At 67.2% G+C, this 16,719-nt stretch carries 18 protein-coding genes; 6 read left to right on the plus strand and 12 right to left on the minus strand.

Annotated features, from left to right (window positions below):
- Window positions 1–96: 96 nt before the first annotated feature.
- Complete coding sequence (locus FOA17_RS20245; RefSeq protein ID WP_275259716.1) at window positions 97–219, plus strand: hypothetical protein; 123 nt, start codon at window positions 97–99, stop codon at window positions 217–219.
- A 281-nt stretch (window positions 220–500) separates the two neighbouring features.
- Here FOA17_RS20245 and FOA17_RS19820 read toward each other — a convergent pair whose 3' ends face one another.
- Window positions 501–1,277 (minus strand): MFS transporter, encoded by a 777-nt coding sequence (locus tag FOA17_RS19820; protein WP_149139470.1) that lies wholly within the window; start codon window positions 1,275–1,277, stop codon window positions 501–503.
- Between FOA17_RS19820 and FOA17_RS00015 the strand changes: the two genes are divergently transcribed.
- A complete protein-coding gene (locus FOA17_RS00015; RefSeq protein WP_238991670.1) occupies window positions 1,191–1,403 on the plus strand; it encodes a LysR substrate-binding domain-containing protein in 213 nt (70 codons plus the stop codon). The two genes, FOA17_RS19820 and FOA17_RS00015, sit on opposite strands and share 87 nt — an antisense overlap.
- Window positions 1,404–1,521: 118 nt before the next feature.
- Here FOA17_RS00015 and doeB read toward each other — a convergent pair whose 3' ends face one another.
- The 10 genes from doeB to ehuR form a co-directional block, all read right to left on the minus strand.
- Complete coding sequence (gene doeB, locus FOA17_RS00020; protein WP_149139471.1) at window positions 1,522–2,529, minus strand: N(2)-acetyl-L-2,4-diaminobutanoate deacetylase DoeB; 1,008 nt, start codon at window positions 2,527–2,529, stop codon at window positions 1,522–1,524.
- 4 nt (window positions 2,530–2,533) lie between these two features.
- A complete protein-coding gene (gene doeA / locus FOA17_RS00025) occupies window positions 2,534–3,715 on the minus strand; it encodes an ectoine hydrolase DoeA (protein WP_149139472.1) in 1,182 nt (393 codons plus the stop codon).
- Window positions 3,716–3,757: 42 nt separating this feature from the next.
- Complete coding sequence (locus tag FOA17_RS00030; RefSeq protein ID WP_149139473.1) at window positions 3,758–4,741, minus strand: cyclodeaminase; 984 nt, start codon at window positions 4,739–4,741, stop codon at window positions 3,758–3,760.
- Complete coding sequence (gene eutB / locus FOA17_RS00035; RefSeq protein ID WP_149139474.1) at window positions 4,738–5,703, minus strand: hydroxyectoine utilization dehydratase EutB; 966 nt, start codon at window positions 5,701–5,703, stop codon at window positions 4,738–4,740. The genes FOA17_RS00030 and eutB overlap by 4 nt, the downstream gene beginning before the upstream one ends.
- The gene (gene eutA, locus FOA17_RS00040; RefSeq protein ID WP_149139475.1) at window positions 5,700–6,464 is read right to left on the minus strand and encodes an ectoine utilization protein EutA; all 765 of its coding nucleotides are present in this window, start codon (window positions 6,462–6,464) and stop codon (window positions 5,700–5,702) included. The genes eutB and eutA overlap by 4 nt, the downstream gene beginning before the upstream one ends.
- The gene (gene ehuD / locus FOA17_RS00045; RefSeq protein WP_149139476.1) at window positions 6,461–7,120 is read right to left on the minus strand and encodes an ectoine/hydroxyectoine ABC transporter permease subunit EhuD; all 660 of its coding nucleotides are present in this window, start codon (window positions 7,118–7,120) and stop codon (window positions 6,461–6,463) included. The genes eutA and ehuD overlap by 4 nt, the downstream gene beginning before the upstream one ends.
- Before the next feature lies 1 nt (window position 7,121).
- A complete protein-coding gene (ehuC, locus tag FOA17_RS00050; RefSeq protein WP_149139477.1) occupies window positions 7,122–7,778 on the minus strand; it encodes an ectoine/hydroxyectoine ABC transporter permease subunit EhuC in 657 nt (218 codons plus the stop codon).
- 66 nt (window positions 7,779–7,844) lie between these two features.
- A complete protein-coding gene (gene ehuB / locus FOA17_RS00055; RefSeq protein ID WP_149139478.1) occupies window positions 7,845–8,663 on the minus strand; it encodes an ectoine/hydroxyectoine ABC transporter substrate-binding protein EhuB in 819 nt (272 codons plus the stop codon).
- A 28-nt stretch (window positions 8,664–8,691) separates the two neighbouring features.
- Window positions 8,692–9,477: an ectoine/hydroxyectoine ABC transporter ATP-binding protein EhuA gene (gene ehuA, locus FOA17_RS00060; RefSeq protein WP_149139479.1), complete on the minus strand. Its 786-nt coding sequence runs from the start codon at window positions 9,475–9,477 to the stop codon at window positions 8,692–8,694.
- A 110-nt stretch (window positions 9,478–9,587) separates the two neighbouring features.
- On the minus strand, window positions 9,588–10,973 hold the full coding sequence (ehuR, locus tag FOA17_RS00065) for a MocR-like ectoine utilization transcription factor EhuR (RefSeq protein WP_149139480.1): 1,386 nt from the start codon (window positions 10,971–10,973) through the stop codon (window positions 9,588–9,590).
- Window positions 10,974–11,033: 60 nt separating this feature from the next.
- Here ehuR and FOA17_RS00070 point away from each other — a divergent pair, with 60 nt between their 5' ends.
- The 3 genes from FOA17_RS00070 (at window position 11,034) to FOA17_RS00080 (ending at window position 14,517) form a co-directional block, all read left to right on the plus strand.
- Entirely contained in the window at window positions 11,034–11,510 is a 477-nt protein-coding gene (locus tag FOA17_RS00070; protein ID WP_149139481.1) for an Lrp/AsnC family transcriptional regulator, read from the plus strand.
- Window positions 11,511–11,630: 120 nt separating this feature from the next.
- Window positions 11,631–13,124, plus strand: coding sequence for an NAD-dependent succinate-semialdehyde dehydrogenase (locus FOA17_RS00075; protein WP_149139482.1), 1,494 nt, complete (start codon window positions 11,631–11,633; stop codon window positions 13,122–13,124).
- 19 nt (window positions 13,125–13,143) lie between these two features.
- Window positions 13,144–14,517 (plus strand): aspartate aminotransferase family protein, encoded by a 1,374-nt coding sequence (locus FOA17_RS00080; protein ID WP_149139483.1) that lies wholly within the window; start codon window positions 13,144–13,146, stop codon window positions 14,515–14,517.
- A gap of 57 nt (window positions 14,518–14,574) precedes the next feature.
- Here FOA17_RS00080 and speB read toward each other — a convergent pair whose 3' ends face one another.
- Window positions 14,575–15,564 (minus strand): agmatinase, encoded by a 990-nt coding sequence (gene speB / locus FOA17_RS00085; protein WP_149139484.1) that lies wholly within the window; start codon window positions 15,562–15,564, stop codon window positions 14,575–14,577.
- Window positions 15,565–15,676: 112 nt separating this feature from the next.
- Here speB and FOA17_RS00090 point away from each other — a divergent pair, with 112 nt between their 5' ends.
- Window positions 15,677–16,549: a LysR substrate-binding domain-containing protein gene (locus tag FOA17_RS00090; protein WP_149139485.1), complete on the plus strand. Its 873-nt coding sequence runs from the start codon at window positions 15,677–15,679 to the stop codon at window positions 16,547–16,549.
- The last annotated feature ends 170 nt before the right edge of the window (window positions 16,550–16,719 follow it).

Below are 16,719 nucleotides of genomic sequence, written 5' to 3' on the forward strand. Positions count from 1 at the left end.
CAATGGCTCTGGACTTACAACAACGACCGCCCGAACATGGGCATCGGCGGCATCACACCCGCACAGAAATTGAAAATGGCCGCGTGAATTCTACGGATGCACCCCGTTAAAAATGGGGGGATTACCCAGGCGCCGGTGCAGGGGGTTTACACGCTGGACAGCCCGCTGATCACCGCCGAGAACGCGGCGGAATACTACTTCCCCGACAGCCCCTATTGATCCAGCCGATTGATAACGCGAGGCGCGGAAGAAACTTCGCGCGCCTCGCAATTCGAGGGGCATTCGGGGCAGGTCAGAGGCAAATACCAGATGGCGCCGACGGTTCCCGGGGGTGAGGGGCCGCATCTTCGGGTCGGTGTTCCGTCAGAATGGCCCTTCCACGACCCAGTCCCAAACCGGCCCGCGACTGCGCTGTGACGATGACCGCCCGCGCGATCCTGCCTCGCCTCTGGTTGAAGGGGAGTGGCGCGGCAGTCGATCGACATCCGGGCGGGCGGATTTCAATTCTTGACGACCAGCCGCGCCCGTGATCCGGCCCAGATCCGCAGCCCTGCCGCCGTCAGGACAAGAGCGCCGACCATGATGCCGCTCCAGCCGCCAGCGGACCACAGCGGCCCGGCCAGAAACGATCCCAGTGCCCCGCCCATGAAGTTGAACACGACGAAAGCGGTGTTGAGCCTGCTGCGCTCGGTGTCCGACAAGGACACCAGCCGCGTCTGCCCGAGGATCAGGTTCACCATGACCGCGATATCCAGCACGATCACCGCAACAACCAGGCCGATGATCGAGGACTGCGCGAACCAGGCACCGATCAGCGACAGGGCAAGCAGACCAAGCGCCGCGCCGGTGGCCGGAACAGACCATCCCTTGTCATGCATGATGCCCGCGCGGCGGCTGGCGATTGCACCGGCAAGACCCGCCAGCCCCATCAGGCCGATCTGGGATGTCGTATAGTGGAACGGATCTGCGCTGAGCAGAAAGGTCAGCGCCGTCCAGAACATCGAAAAGACCGCAAAGCTCGCCCCGGTGATCAGCAGCGTGACGAGGGCGGCTGGATGTCGTGCAACCGAGGTGAAGACCGACCCGAGCAGGCGGGCATAGGGGACCGGCTGTCGCGACGGGAGTTTCGGTATCGTGAGGCCAAGCACGATTGACAGGCCAAAGGCGATGGTGGCGCCCAGAAGATAGACTTGCAGCTTAGGGACTATTGTCTGAGCGGTCTTGGCCTCGCCTGCCTTCAGGAAAGCTATTTTCAGGACGGGTTCGCGTCCGGCCAAATCGAGCCGGTGCTGACAGACTGGTGTGCGTCTTTTACCGGGCATTACCTCTATTATCCCAGCAGGCGACAGCCGACCGCCGCGTTCAGGTTGATCCTTGATGCCCTGCGCGCGGCTGTCGATTGAGGCTGGCGCGCAGGGGTGATTGCGGCGCTTCGGGGCCGCGCGACCCGTCATCGGGCGATTTGGCACCTTCAAACGGGGTCAGACGACGACCCGGGGTCAGACCCGGGCCGCCCCCCCCTCAGCCGTCGATTTCCTCGGCGATCACGGCGACGCAATCGCCCGGTTTCACCAGACCGGGGAAATGCCGCGCGGTGAACAGGCCGGCGCGGCGGCTGCGCAATTCGGTCGGCGGCAGGCCGGTGCGGCCGGTCGGGTAGATCATCGCGACGACCTGGCCCTTTTCCACCCGGTCGCCCAGATCGGCCAGAAAGCGGATCAGCCCCGCCTCCTCGGCGAAGGTGAAGCAATCGCCGTCGGGCATGTCGAGCCATTGCGTCGGCGCGGCGGTCGCCTCGCCTTGCAGGATGCCGGCGGCGATCAGCAGATTGCGGCAACCGCGTATCGCGATCTCTGCCGTGCGCGCGCTGGCCGTGCCGCCCCCGCCCAGTTCGGTCGTCACAAAGACGCGGCCCATCTCCTCGGCGGCGGTGTCATACATGCCGACGGCGTCGATCTCCAGCATCTGCACGCTGTAGGGGGCGCCAAAGGCCCGCACCAGGCGAAAGGCCTCGGCCTGCTGGGCCTTGTCGGGCAGGATATGCGCGGCGCAGAACGGCAGGAAATCCAGCGTCTTGCCGCCCGAATGGAAATCCAGCACCACATCGGCCATGGGCAGCAGCACGCGCTGGAAATAATCGGCGATCTTTTCGGTCACCGTGCCGTCGGGCCGCCCCGGAAAGCTGCGGTTGAGATTGCCGCGGTCGATGGGTGAGGTGCGGGTGCCCGCCGCGAAGGCGGGCTGGTTCATCGCCGGCAGGATGATGACCCGGCCCCGGATCTCGTCGGGGCGCAGGCTGCGGGCCAGATCGAAAAGCGCGATCGGCCCCTCATATTCATCGCCGTGATTGGCGCCGGTCAGCAGGGCCGTGGGGCCCTTGCCGTTCTTCACCACCGTCACCGGGATCATGACCGACCCCCAGGCCGCGTCATCGCGGCTGTAGGGCAGGCGCAGAAAGCCGTGCTGCACGCCATCGGCATCGAAATCCACCGTGGCCGAGACGGGCGAGGGTCGCAGGGGGCTGGTCATCCGTTCAGTCCTTCACGAACAGCTTGCGCGGGACGTTGGACAGGCATTCGACCCCGGTCTCGGTGATCAGAATGGATTCCGTCAGCTCGAACCCCATATCCTCCAGCCAGAGGCCGGTCATGAAATGAAAGGTCATGCCGGGTTGCAGCACCGTGCGGTCGCCCGGGCGCAGCGACATGGTGCGCTCGCCCCAATCCGGCGGATAGCTGACCCCGATCGGATAGCCGGTGCGATTGTCCTTGATGATGCCATGCCTGGCCAGCACGTCAAAGAAACCGCGCGCGATATCCTCGCAGGTATTGCCCGGGCGGGCGGCGGCCAGCCCGGCCTCCATCCCCTCCAGCGTGGCCTGTTCGGCATCGAGAAAGGCCTGCGTCGGCTTGCCCAGAAACACCGTGCGCGACAGCGGCAGGTGATAGCGGTGATAACAGCCGGCGATTTCAAAGAAGGTGCCCATGCCGGGCTGCATCGGTTTGTCATCCCAGGTCAGGTGCGGCGCGCTGGCATCGCGCCCCGAGGGCAGCAGCGGCACGATTGCCGGGTAATCGCCGCCGAAATCGGCCTCGCCGCGAATGCCGGCATCATAGATCTCGGCCACCAGATCGCATTTGCGCATGCCGACCTCGATCTTGTCAAAGATGCGGGCATGCATCTTTTCGACGATGCGCCCGGCCTTGCGCATATAGTCGATCTCTTGCGCCGACTTGACCGCGCGCTGCCAGTTCACCAGCGCGGTGCTATCGACAAAGCGGGCATTGGGCAGATGGCGCGTCAGCGCGGCAAAGGCCGCGGCCGAGAAATAGTAATTGTCCATCTCGACGCCGATGCGCAGGCTGCCCCAGCCCCGGTCGGTCAGGATGCCCGAAAGGTAATCCATCGGGTGCCGCTCGGTCGATTGCACATAATGGTCGGGGTAGCCGATGATGTTCTCGTCGCGCAGATAGGCGGTCAGTTTCGCGCCATTGGCATCCTGGCCGCGGCCATACCAGATCGGTTCGCCCGCGGGCGGCACGATCACGCATTGATGCACATAGAACGACCAGCCGTCATAGCCGGTCAGCCAGTTCATGTTGGACGGGTCGGTGACGATCAGCAGATCGACGCCCTTCGCCTCCATCGCGCGCCGGGTCTTTTCCAGACGGGCCGCGAATTCGGCGCGGGTAAAGCGCAGTTCAACATCGGGCATGGGTCGGTCCTCCTTCGGGCGCTGCGGCCCGGATGTTTGTTCCTAGACGGTAAAGCGCCGGCCGGCGCCGGCGGCGCGGGCGCGGCTGACGGCCAGCGCGGCAATCGCGGTATCCTGAATGCCGGTGCCGGTCAGATCGGCCAGCGTGATCTGGCTGGCCGCAACCCGGCCCGGGGCCAGCCCGGCGACGATCTGACCCAGCTCGGCAAAGGGCTGGTCCGGCGCGACGGTGCCGGCGGCAATGGCATGGTGCAATTCGCCCAGCACCCGGGTCTGTGACAGCCGGTCGGCGACATAGGTCGCACGCGCGAGCAGGGCAGGGGCGATTTCGTTCTTGTGTTCGGCATCGGAACCCATGGCGGTGATGTGCTGGCCCGGGGCCGCCGCGTGCAGGATGGGCGCGGTGGCCGGGGTCGTGGTCACGATGATATCGGCGTCTCCGGTCGCCTCGTCCACTGTTGCGCAGGGCCGGGCAGTCAGCCCGCGCGCCGCCAGCCGGTCGCAAAGCGCCGCCGCCCGGGCCGGATCGCGCGCCCAGATGCGCAAGGTCCGCAGGGGGCGCACCAGCGACAGCGCCACCGCCTGCATCTCGGCCTGCATGCCCGCGCCCAGGATGGCGGCGGTGGCGACGTCGGTGCGGCTCAGATATCGCGCGGCGACGGCCCCGGCGGCGGCGGTGCGCACATCGGTCAGATAGCCGTTATCCAGCAGCAACGCCTGCACCAGCCCCGTGCGCGCCGACAGCACGACCATCATCCCGTTGGTCGAGGGCAGGCCAAGGGCGGCATTGCCAAAGAAGCCGGGGCTGATCTTGATCGCGAACTGGTCGATCCCGGGCACATAGGCCGTCTTCACATCGACCTCGCCGCGATGTTCGGGAATGTCCAGCCGCAGGATCGGCGGCATGGCCACCGGCTCGGTCGCAAGGGCGCGGAAACCCGCCTCGATACAGTCCACCGCCGCCAGATCTAGCGGCACCAGCGCGCGCAGGTCGGCTTCGGTCAGGATGGTTACCGGGTCTCTCATGCGGGCTGTCCTTGCAGGATGCGGGCAAAGGTTTCGGGCGCGACATTGGCGCCCGACAGGATGCAGACCGTGGCCGGACCGGGGCGCAGCCGGCCCGCCAGGATCGCCGCGATACCCACGGCGGCCGCGCCCTCGACCGCGTCGCCGGTCACGGCATGGATATGGCGCATCGCGGCGGCGATTTCGGGCTCTGCGACCAGGATCACCTCGTCCAGCAGGGCGCGACACATCGCAAAGGTCACCCGGTTGTCCAGCCCGATGCCGCCGCCCAGCGAATCCGCCAGCGTGGGCATCTCCTCCACCGTGACGGGGTGGCCGGCGGCCAGGCTTGCGGCCATCGCGGCGCCGCGCTCCATCGTCACCCCGATCAGCCGGGTTGCGGGGCTGCGCGCGCGGATCGCGGCGGCCACCCCGGCGGCAAGCCCCCCGCCCGAAAGCGGGATCAGCACCGCGGACGGGGCCGGGCATTGCGCGAGGATCTCCAGCCCCAGCGTGCCCTGTCCGGCGACGACGGCGGGGTGGTCAAAGGGCGGCACCTCGGTCAGCCCTTCCTCGCGGACGGCGCGGGCGACCTCGATCATCGCCTCGTCCTGGCTCTGGCCGGTGATGCGCAGCTCGGCCCCCAGATCGCGCACCGCCTGCACCTTGTTTGCCGGCACCAGATGCGACAGGCAGACGACCGCGCGCGCGCCCGCCGCCCGGGCCGCATACGCCAGCGCCCGCCCGTGATTGCCGGTCGAGGCCGTGACCACCCCGCGCCGGAGCTGATCGGGGGGCAGCGACAGGATGGCATTCGTCGCCCCGCGCAGCTTGAAGGCGCCGGTTTCCTGCCGGTATTCCTGCTTGAGCAGCACCCCCGGCAGGCGCGGATCGGCCCGCATCGGCGTCAGCCGGACCCGGCCGCGCAGACGCGCCTCGGCCGCGCGGATGTCGTCGGGGGTGACGGGCAGCGGCGCGCTCATGCCGGCAGGCCCAGCGTCATCAGATGCCCGGGCGCCAGCGCGCCCTCCAACCCGCAGATTCGCGCCACGTTCCAGGCGGCGGCATAGTTCGACGACAGCGCCGGCAGCCCGGCCGCCCCCTCGATCCGGTCGATCACCCCCGCCGCGCGCAGCGCCGTGCAAGAGATGAACAGCGCGTCCGAGGCAGGGTCGGCGGCCTCGGAGGCCAGCGTCACCAGATCGTCGGGGGCGATGCGCGCCATGTCGCGGTCATCGGTCATTTCAAGGCAGGTGAAACGGTCGATCGCAAGGCCCGCCGCCTCGAACATCGCGGCCATGGGGCGCGAGGTTTCGACCGTATAGGGCGTCAGCACCGAGATGCGCCGCGCGCCCAGCCGTGCCAGCCCGGTCAGCGCGGCCGAGACCGGCGTGACCACCGGGCAGCCCGGCTTGCCGCGCGCGACCTGCGCCCGCACCGCCGCATCGCCGATACAGACCGAGGCCGAGGTGCAGCCATAGATGATCGCGTCCAGCGGCTCGTCCGGCAGGATCAGCGCCGCGCCCTCGGCCAGATCGGTTTCCATCGCCCGCAGCGTGGCGGGCGTGACCGGATTGGCAAAGGGGATGCGGTTCACATAGATGCCGACCCCCGCCGGCGCCAGGATGCGGGCGTAATCCACCTCGGAACTGTGGTCGGTCGCCAGCGCGACCAGCCCCACCCGATGCGCCACGGCGCGCGGATCAAGGCGCGGGCGCCGGGCAGAGATGCGGATATCGGTCATTTTGCCAACCTTCCGAAACGATGTTCCAGCCAGCGCAGGATCACCACCGAGACAAGGCTCATCGCCAGAAAGAACATGCCCACCATGGTCATCGGCTCGATATAGCGATAGCTCGAATTGGCGACGGATTTCGCCTGGTTCATCAGTTCCAGCACCGTGATGGCCGACAGCAGCGGCGTTTCCTTGAACATGGCGATCAGGTAATTCGCCAAGGCCGGGATCATCGGCGGCACGGCCTGCGGCACGATGACGTGGATCCAGGTCTGGCGCGGGGTCAGGTTGGTGGCGCGCGCGGCCTCCCACTGGTCGCGCGGCACGTTCTCGATGCCGGCGCGATAGACCTCGGCGGTATAGGTCGCGTAATGCAGCCCCATGCCGATCACCCCGGCCGCCAGCGGCGGCAGCACGATGCCGATATCGGGCAGGACGTAAAAGATGAAGTAAAGCTGCACCAGCAGCGGCGTGCCGCGGATGAATTCGATCACCAGCCCGACCGGCGCCGCGATCAGCCGGTTTTCCGACCGCCGCAGGATGGCAAAGGCCAGCCCCAGCCCCGCGGCGACCACCGCCGACAGCAGCGTGACCAGCAGCGTCAGCCGCAACCCTTGCAGCAGGGTGGGCATGATCTCGGCGACAAAGTTCCAGTCCCATTCCATCTCAGCGCACCCCGTCCAGCCCGCGCGTCATGCGACGTTCCAGCGACCGCATCCCGGCGGATATGAGCAGCGCCATCGCGAAATACAGGATCAGGATCATGGCAAAGGGGATCAGCGTGTTTCCGGTCTGGGCCCGCACGATCTGGGCCTGAAACGTCATGTCGGTCAATGAAATCAGCGACACGACCGCTGTCGCCTTCAGCAACTCGATCGCGTTGTTGCCAAAGGTCGGCAACATCAGCGGCAGCGCCTGCGGCACGATCACATGGCGCATCCGCTGCGCCCCGGTGAGGTTGAGCGCCACCGTCGCCTCATACTGGTCGCGGGGCACCGACAGGATGGCGCCGCGCACCACCTCGGCGGCATAGGCCCCGACATTGAGCCCGAGCGCGAGGATCCCCGCCGCCAGAGGCGACAGGGTGATCCCCATGAAGGGCAAGACGAAATAGGCCCAGAACAGCTGCACATAGATCGAGGTGCCGCGAAAGAATTCGATATAGAGCGTAGACAGCCAGCGCACCGCCCGCCAGGGCGCGAGCCGGCCCATCCCGGCCAGAAACGCCGCGACAAGCGCAAGGGCAGAGCCATAGATCGTCAGTTGCGCCGTCACCAGCGCCCCCTGAAGGATCAGATTCAGATAACCGGACCAGTCGGCCATGACGGTAGGCTTTCCTTGGAAAAGACGGCCGGGCGGCGCAGCATCGGCACCGCCGCCCGGCAGGGATCATTCACCGCAGAGCTTGGCGCGGCTGGTGGACATGGCGGCGGCGGCGGAAAAGCCGTAAGGCTCCACGATGGCGGCAAATTCGCCTGAGGCCTTCATCTTGGCCAGTTCCACGTCAAAGGCATCGCGCAGCGCCGTGTCTTCCTTGCGGAAGGCCGCGCCATCGCAATAGACCGGCGCGCCGACGACCGGGGCCACCATTTCCAGGTTGGGATCGGCGGCCTTGGCCATCAGATCCGAAATCGACAGGACCGGCAGCGAATAGACGTCGATCCGGCCATCCTGCAACATCTTCAGCCCCGATTGCCCATCGGGCACCACGATCACCCGGTCGCGCGGCACCCCGGCCTCAAGCGCCAGCTTTTCCTCGGTGCCGCCGCCGGGCGCGCCGATCCGGGCATCGGGATTGGCCGCGATATCGGCATAGGAGGCAAAGCCCTTGGGGTTGCCCTTGGGCAGCAGGAAAGCCTCGGCGTCGCACAGGACGGGTTCGGAATAGGCAACGGCGGCGCAGCGTTCGGGTTTCATGAACAGGCCGGCGGTGATGGCGTCATGGCGGCGGGCCTGAAGCCCCGGGATCATCGCGCCATATTCGCTGATCGAGGCGACGACCTCGGGCACGCCCAGGCGCTTGAACACTTCGCGCGCGACATCGGGGGCCGCGCCCGAAACGGTGCCATCGGCCGCCACGGCGGTAAAGGGCGGTTCGTTCGCAATGGCGATGCGGGCAAAGCCCTGCGCCTTGAGGTCATCCAGCGTCTCGGCCATGGCGCCCAGCGGGGCGGCCATCAGGGCCAGGGTCAGCAGCGTCTTCTTCATGGGGTGGTCCTCTCTGTCGGGGGCGGGATCAGACACGGTGCCCTGCGGCAATGATCTTGCGCAGGAAGGTTTGTGTGCGTTCGTGTTCTGGGTTGCGGAAAATCTGGTCGGGCGGGCCCTGTTCGACGATGCGCCCCTTGTCGAAGAACAGCACGCGGTCCGCGAATTCATGGGCAAAGCCCATCTCATGCGTGACCAGAAGCATGGTCATGTCGGTCTCGGCGGCCAGTCGCTTCATCACCAGCAACACCTCCTCCACCAGTTCGGGGTCAAGCGCGCTTGTCACCTCGTCGAACAGCATGATCCGGGGTTGCAGCGCCAGCGCGCGGGCAATGGCGACGCGCTGCTTTTGCCCGCCGGACAGTTGGCTGGGCATGGCGCGGGCCTTGTCGGCCAGGCCCACCATTTCCAGCAGTTCCATCGCGCGGGCCTCGGCCCGGGCGCGCGGCTCGGCCTTGGTCAGCATCGGCGCGAGGGTGATGTTGTCCAGCACCGACTTGTGCGGGAACAGGTTGAAATGCTGGAACACCATGCCGATGTGACGGCGCATGTGATGCAGATGCGCGGCATCGGCCGGCACTTCGCGCCCGTTCCTCTGCATGTGATAAAGCTGTTCGCCGCAGACCTCGATATGCCCGCCCGAGATGGTCTCAAGCGTCATGAGAATGCGCAGGATCGTGGTCTTGCCCGATCCCGAAGGGCCGATCAGCGCCAGTTTCTCGCCCGGCATGACATCGAAGGACAGCCCGTCCAGCACCCTGAGCGTGCCAAAGGATTTGTCCAGTTCCTTGATGCGGATGATCGGTGCGGTCACGCCTGTCTCCCCGGCTGCTGCTGGGGGGACAATTGTCACGACTGCAAATCATGTCAATTATTAAATAATATCATGACAATTAAAGCCGCGATGCAGGACGATTTCGCGCGTCAGATGGAGGGCAGCAAGGGCTCCGGCCGTTCGGACAGCAGGTTGGCCAGGGTGGCAAGGCCGTGGCGCAACTCCTCGACGCGGGTCGAACCAAGCGCGAGGCGAATCGCCTCTTGCCGCCAGCGGTCCGAGGCGCGAAAGGCGCTGCCCGCCGCCACCGCGACACCCCGCTGCCGGGCCTGGGTCACGAACTGGTCTTCGGTCCAGCCCTCGGGCAGGGGCAGCCACAGATGCAGGCTGTTGCGATGGCAGGCCGGCATCGCCGACCCCAGCACCCCGGCGGCGATGTCGTGCCGCTCGGCCATGGCGCGGGCCTGCCAGGCCGCCAGATCGGCCACCGTTCCATCCAGAATCCATTGCGCCAGCAGGTCGGCCATCGCCGGCGTCGCCATCCAGTTCGCCACCAGATGCCGGTTGGACAATGCGGTGGCATGGCGTGCCGGGGCATGCAGATAGGCCATGCGCATCCCCGGCACGGTGATCTTGGTAAAGCCGCAGATATGCAGCACCCGCTCGGGCGCCAGCGCGGCAAAGGCGGGCGCCCGGTCGGGGATCATCACGTTCAGGATGTCATTCTCGATGATCGCCAGATCGTGCCGGCGGCAGACCTCGACCAGCTCGGCCCGGCGGTCGGCGGGCATGATCATCGCCAGCGGATTGATGACATTGGGCTGAAGATACACCGCGCGGATCGCCCCCTTGCGCGCGGCATCATGCAGGGCGGCGGGCAACATGCCCTGCGCATCCATGCCGATCCCCTCCAGATGCAGGCCCAGATAGGTGCAAAGCGGCATGAGAATATGATGGGTCAGCATCTCGGCCGCGATGCCCGCGCCGGGCGGGGCCACGCTCATCACCGCGGCGGTGATCGCGGGGGTGGCGCCATTGGTCAGGGTGATCCCGGCCTCCTCGGCCGGCACGCCCTGCCGGATCAGCCAGTCGGTCGCCACGGCGCGGTGATGCCGCATCACCATATTGGGCCGGAAGGACAGCGCCGAAGGCGCGGCAAGGTTTTCCGCCAGCCAGGCGAAGCCCGCGCGCATCCGGTCCAGATGCACGGCCTCGACCACGGGTTTGAGGATCGACAGGTCGATCATCTCGCCCGGCCGTTCCGGCAGATAGGGCTGCCGCGCCTCGGCGCCGGGGCCAAGCACGAAAGACCCGCGCCCCACCTCGCCGGCGATCAGGCCGCGGCGGATCAGTTCGTCATAGGCGCGGCTGACGGTCTGCACCGAAAGGCCCAGCTGATCGGCCAGCTTGCGATGCGGCATCAGCCGATGGCCCACCGGCAGATCGCCCGCCTCGATCGCGCGGGCGAATTGTTCGGCCAGCGACAGATAGGCGGGGCGGGTCAGGGCGGCGGGGTCGGGCATCCAGTTTGTCATGATTGAAAATCTGGTCAAAATCATATCAATCTGCAATCGAAGATTTGCGGAGCGACCCTGATGAAACTCGACGCCATCGACCTGCGCATCCTGGAGGCGGTGCAGCGGGATGGACGGATCACCAAGCTGAAGCTGGCCGAAAGGGTGGGGCTGTCGCCCACGCCCTGCTGGCTCCGGCTGCGCAAGCTGGAACAGGCGGGCATCATCGCGAGCTGGCACGCGCGTCTGGCGCCGCGCCGCGTGGCGCCCTTTGCCACCGTGCTGGTGGAGGTCATCCTGGCCAATCACCGCCAGGCCGATTTCGACCGTTTCGAACGCGCCGTCGCCGCCATGGACGAGGTGGTGGCCTGCTGGTCGGTCGGGGGTGGGGTGGATTATTTCCTCAAGATCATGACCCGCGATATCGACGCCTATCAGCGGCTGGTCGATGGCATGCTGGGGGCCGAGATCGGGATCGACCGTTATTTCACCTATATCGTCACCAAATCCGTGAAAGAGGATGAGTGCCTGCCCATGGCCCTGTTCGCCGGCGGGTAGAGAGTTTCTCTATTTTCCGGCCCCGCGGCGGGCGATCCGGTCCATGATCGCGGTCGGCTTTGGTCCCCTTTTCTGCCGATGCTGCGCCAGACTGGCGCCAGACATTCAGGAGACCATCCGATGAACGCCTGTTCCCCGCATCCCGTCCATCCGGCGCTGTCCGGTCTGAGCGACCGCGCGCTGTTGCGCATGCTTGGCCATATCGACGGGCGCTGGACCGCGGCGCCGGATGCCGCCGATTTCGCGGTGACCGATCCGGCTTCGGGCGGGCTGGTTGCCCGGGTCGCGGCACTTGGCCCCGCCGAGACCGACGCGGCCATCGCCGCCGCCACCGCCGCCTTTCCCGCCTGGCGCGACCGCCTGCCGCAAGAACGCGCCCGCATCCTGCGCCAATGGGCCGCGCTCATGCTGGCGGCGACCGAGGATCTGGCGCTGATCATGACGCTGGAACAGGGCAAGCCGCTGGCCGAAAGCCGGGGCGAGATCGCCTATGCGGCCGAGTTTCTGGAGTGGTATGCCGCCGAGGCCATGCGCATGAATGCCGAGGGCGTGACCCCCCATCTGCGCGATGTGGAGATGATCGTCCGGCGCGAGGCGCTTGGCCCGGTGGGCATCGTCACGCCCTGGAACTTTCCCGCCGCGATGATCACCCGCAAGGTGGCGGCGGCGCTGGCGGCGGGCTGCACCTGCGTCGTGCATCCGGCGGCGCAGACCCCGCTTTCGGGCCTTGCGCTGGCGGAACTGGCCGAACGCGCCGGGCTGCCGGCTGGGGTGATGAATATCGTGCCGGGCGAGGCCGCGCCCATCGTCGGTCGCATGTGCGCCGATGACCGGCTGCGCGCCATGTCCTTTACCGGGTCTACCGGCATCGGTCGGCTGATCGCCACGCAATGCGCCCCCACGATGAAACGTCTGGTGATGGAACTGGGCGGCCATGCCCCGCTGATCGTCTTTGCCGATGCCGATCTGGACCGGGCGGTGCAGATCGCGATGGATGCGAAATTCGCGACCTCCGGGCAGGATTGCCTGGCGGCGAACCGCATCTATGTCGAACGCGCCATCCTGCCCGCCTTCACCGCGCGCCTGGCGGAACGGATCGCCGCGCTGCGGGTGGGGCCGGGGCTTGATCCCGCGACCCAGATCGGCCCGCTGATGCATGCCGGCGCGCTGGCCAAGGTGGCCGAACAGGTGCGCGATGCGGTGGCGCGCGGCGCGCAGGTGCTGACGGGCGGCAGGGTGCATCCCGATCTGCCGCTGGCCTATCTGCCGACGCTGTTGACCGGCGCGCCCGACGCCGCGCTGATCCACCACGAGGAAACCTTCGGGCCGGTCGCCTCGGTTCTGGCCTTTGACAGCGAGGCCGAGGTGATCGGTCGCGCCAATGCCACCGAATACGGGCTGGCGGCCTATGTCGTCACCCGCGACGGCGCGCGGGCGCTGCGGCTGGCGCGGGCGCTGGAATTCGGCATGGTCGCGGTGAACCGGGTCAAGATCACCGGCGGCCCCATCCCCTTTGGCGGCTGGAAACAGTCGGGCCTGGGGCGCGAAGGGTCGCGTCACGGGATGGAGGCCTTCACCGAACTGAAATACCTTTGCATCGACACGGCCGCCTGAGCGCGGGAAAGGAACCATCATGCTGGATCGCGACAACGACCTGAACGCCTGGGATCGGGATCACTTCTTTCACCCCTCGACCCATATGGGCGGCCATGCCCGGGGCGAGACACCGCGCCGGGTGATCGCCGGGGGCGAGGGCTGCTTCATCACCGATACCGCCGGCAAGCGCAGCCTTGACGCCTTTGCCGGGCTTTACTGCGTGAATGTGGGCTATGGCCGGACCGAGATCGCCGAGGCCATCGCCGAACAGGCGCGCGAACTGGCCTATTACCACGCCTATGTCGGCCACGGCACCGAGGCCAGCATCACGCTCGCCCGCATGATCATCGAACGCGCGCCCGCGCATATGAGCCGGGTCTATTTCGGCCTGTCCGGGTCGGATGCGAACGAGACCAACATCAAGCTGATCTGGTATTACAACAACATCCTCGGCCGGCCCGAGAAAAAGAAGATCATCTCGCGCTGGCGTGGCTATCACGGCTCGGGCGTGATGACCGGGTCGCTGACGGGGCTGTCGCTGTTCCATGCGCATTTCGATCTGCCGCGCGCACCGATCCTGCATACCGAGGCGCCCTATTACTATCGCCGCGAAGATCGCTCGATGACCGAGGAGCAGTTCAGCGCCCATTGCGCGGCCCGGCTGGAGGAGCTGATCCTGGCCGAAGGACCTGATACCGTCGCCGCCTTCATCGGCGAGCCGATCCTTGGCACCGGCGGCATCGTGCCGCCGCCCAGGGGCTATTGGGCGGCCATTCAGGCGGTGCTGAAGAAATACGACATCTTGCTGGTGGCCGATGAGGTGGTGACCGGCTTTGGTCGGCTGGGCACCATGTTCGGCTCGGTCCATTACGGGATGGAGCCGGACCTGATCACCATCGCCAAGGGCCTGACCTCGGCCTATGCGCCGCTGTCGGGGTCGATCGTGTCGGATCGCATGTGGCAGGTGCTGGTGCAGGGATCGGATCAGTTCGGCCCGATCGGCCATGGCTGGACCTATTCCGCCCATCCGATCTGCGCGGCGGCAGGGGTCGCGAACCTGCGGCTGATCGACGAAATGGGGCTGGTGGCGAATGCGGGCACGGTGGGCGCGCATTTCCGCAAGGGCCTGGCCGATGCCCTGGGCGGCCACGCCCATGTCGGCGAGGTGCGCGGCGACGGGCTGATGGCGGCGGTGGAGTTTGTCGAGGATCGCGACGACCGCCGCTTCTTTGACCCGGCGCGCAAGGTTGGCCCCGCCATCGCGGCGGCGCTGCTGGAACGCGGCGTGATCGGCCGCGCCATGCCGCAGGGCGATATCCTGGGCTTTGCCCCGCCGCTCTGCATGACGGTGGCCGAGGCCGATACCGTGGTCGCGGCCGCGGCCGATGCGGTGAAATCCGTGCTGGGCTGAACTGCGCCCCCCCCGCCTTGCCCCCTGCCTTGCCCGCGTGGCGGGGCAGGGGGCCTGTTACCCCGCGGCGCCCGCCCGTTCCCGCCGCGCGTCAAACACGAAGCCCAGAAAGTTCAGCAGGATCTGCGCGGCCAGGATCGCGGTCGCGCCGGTCGGGTCGTAATCCGGCGCCACCTCGACCAGGTCGATGCCGACGACCTCGTGCCGGCGGGCCAGGGCCTGCAACATCTCCAGCACCTCGTAATAGAGAAAGCCGCCATGGCTGGGCGTGCCGGTGCCCGGCGCGATGGAGGGGCAGAAGCCGTCGATATCCAGCGTGACATAGACCCGCGCCCCGGCGGGAATGCGCGCGATCACCGCCTCGGCGCCCAGGGCACGCATCTGCCGCACCGACAGAATGTCGGATCCCATGCGGCGGGCATCGTCATAGCCCTCTTTCGCGGTGGAGGAGACATTGCGGATCCCGACCTGGGTCAGCCCGGTGACATAGGGCTTTTCCGCCGCGCGCCGCATCGGGTTGCCATGGCCATAGCGCACGCCATGGCGTTCATCGACGAAATCCAGATGGGCGTCGATTTGCAGGATGTGAATATTGCCCTGACCTTCAAAGGCGTCGATGCAGGGAATATTGACCGAATGATCGCCGCCGATCACCACCGGCAAGGCCCCGGCTCGCAGGATCGCGGCGACGCCTTCGCGGATATTGGCGTGGCTTTTGGCGGTGTCGGTATGCACGATATCGGCATCGCCCAGATCGACCATCCGCACATCGGCGCCCAGATAGGTGCGGTCGTCCTCGTGGTCATAGGCGCCGGCATGGCCAAAGCTGAACAGGGTCGAGGCCTCGCGGACCGCCCGCGGCCCGAACCGCGCCCCGGCGCGGAACTGGGTGCCAAAGTCGAAAGGGGCGCCCAGCACGGCGATATCGGCCTCGATCCGCGACCAGTCGGCGACATAGGGGCGCTTGCCAAAGGTGGGAATGCCGACAAAGGGCAGGTTCAGGCGGCCGCTGGCATAGCCATGCGCGGGGGGCGGGGCGTCGGTCATCGGGGCTTCCTTGCGCCAAAGGGGGTGGCGGCCAGGATAGCGCGGCCCGGGCATTGTTGAACTTCATGCTGTCAATGCTATCATGAATAACCCTCATGCAAGCGGGGCCATCTTGCGCAATATCCCGACCGATCTCTTGCGCAGCTTTGTCAGCGCGATCGACACCGGCAGCTTTACCCGCGCGGCGGGGGCGGTCGGGCGCACGCAATCGGCGGTCAGCCTGCAAATCCGCCGGCTGGAACAGATGCTGGGCGCGCGCCTGTTCCTGCGCGATGCGCATCGCCTGACCCTGACCGCCGAGGGCGCGACCGTCGCGCAATATGCCCGGCGCATGCTGGCCCTGAATGACGAGGTGCTGGCCCTGCTGCACAGCCCCGGCCTGTCGGGCCGGGTGCGGCTGGGCGTGCCCTATGAATATGCCGCCGCGCTGCTGCCGGTGGTCCTGGGCCGTTTCGCGCAATCGCATCCCAATGTGACACTGGAGGTGACCAGCGACCTGACGCGCAACCTGCTGCGGCGGTATCGCGAGGGCGCCTTTGATCTGGTTCTGGCGCTGCATGACCCCGACAGCCCCGGCGGGCGGGTGATTGTGACAGAGCCGCTCTTGTGGTTCGCGGGGGCGGACCATGACCGTTGGCAGCAGCGGCCCCTGCCTCTGGTGCTGGCGCCGCCGCCTTGTGTCTATCGCGGCCGCATTCTGGCGGCGCTGACCGCGCAAGGCGTGCCGCTGCGCGTGGCCTATCTCAGTTCCAGCCACGAGGCGGTGCTGGCGGCGGTGCGGGCCGGGCTGGGGATCAGCGCCATGGCGCAAAGCACCATCCCCGCCGATGCGCGCCTTCTGCCCCCGGGCGCGGGGCTGCCCCCGCTGGGCAGGCTGGACCTGCGGCTGCATGGCGCGACCGGCCGCGCCCCGCAAGAGGCGGTCAGCCACCTTGCCGATTACATCGCGCAAAGCTTTCTTGCGCCGCCCAATCGGGCCTCGTGACGCAGGCCGCTGATTTGAAACCATAATTTTGGCACAGCAGCCGCAATCTATGGCGCCACAGCCGGAGACGGCCCGTCCCGGCCGGACCTACCCTGTGCCCTGCACCGGCGGGAGGCCGGCACTGCGGGAGGAAATCATGGATTACAGGATGCTCATCAACGGGGCGCTGG

Origin of the sequence: Gemmobacter caeruleus (assembly GCF_008271655.1) — a bacterium.
Lineage (GTDB): Bacteria > Pseudomonadota > Alphaproteobacteria > Rhodobacterales > Rhodobacteraceae > Gemmobacter > Gemmobacter caeruleus.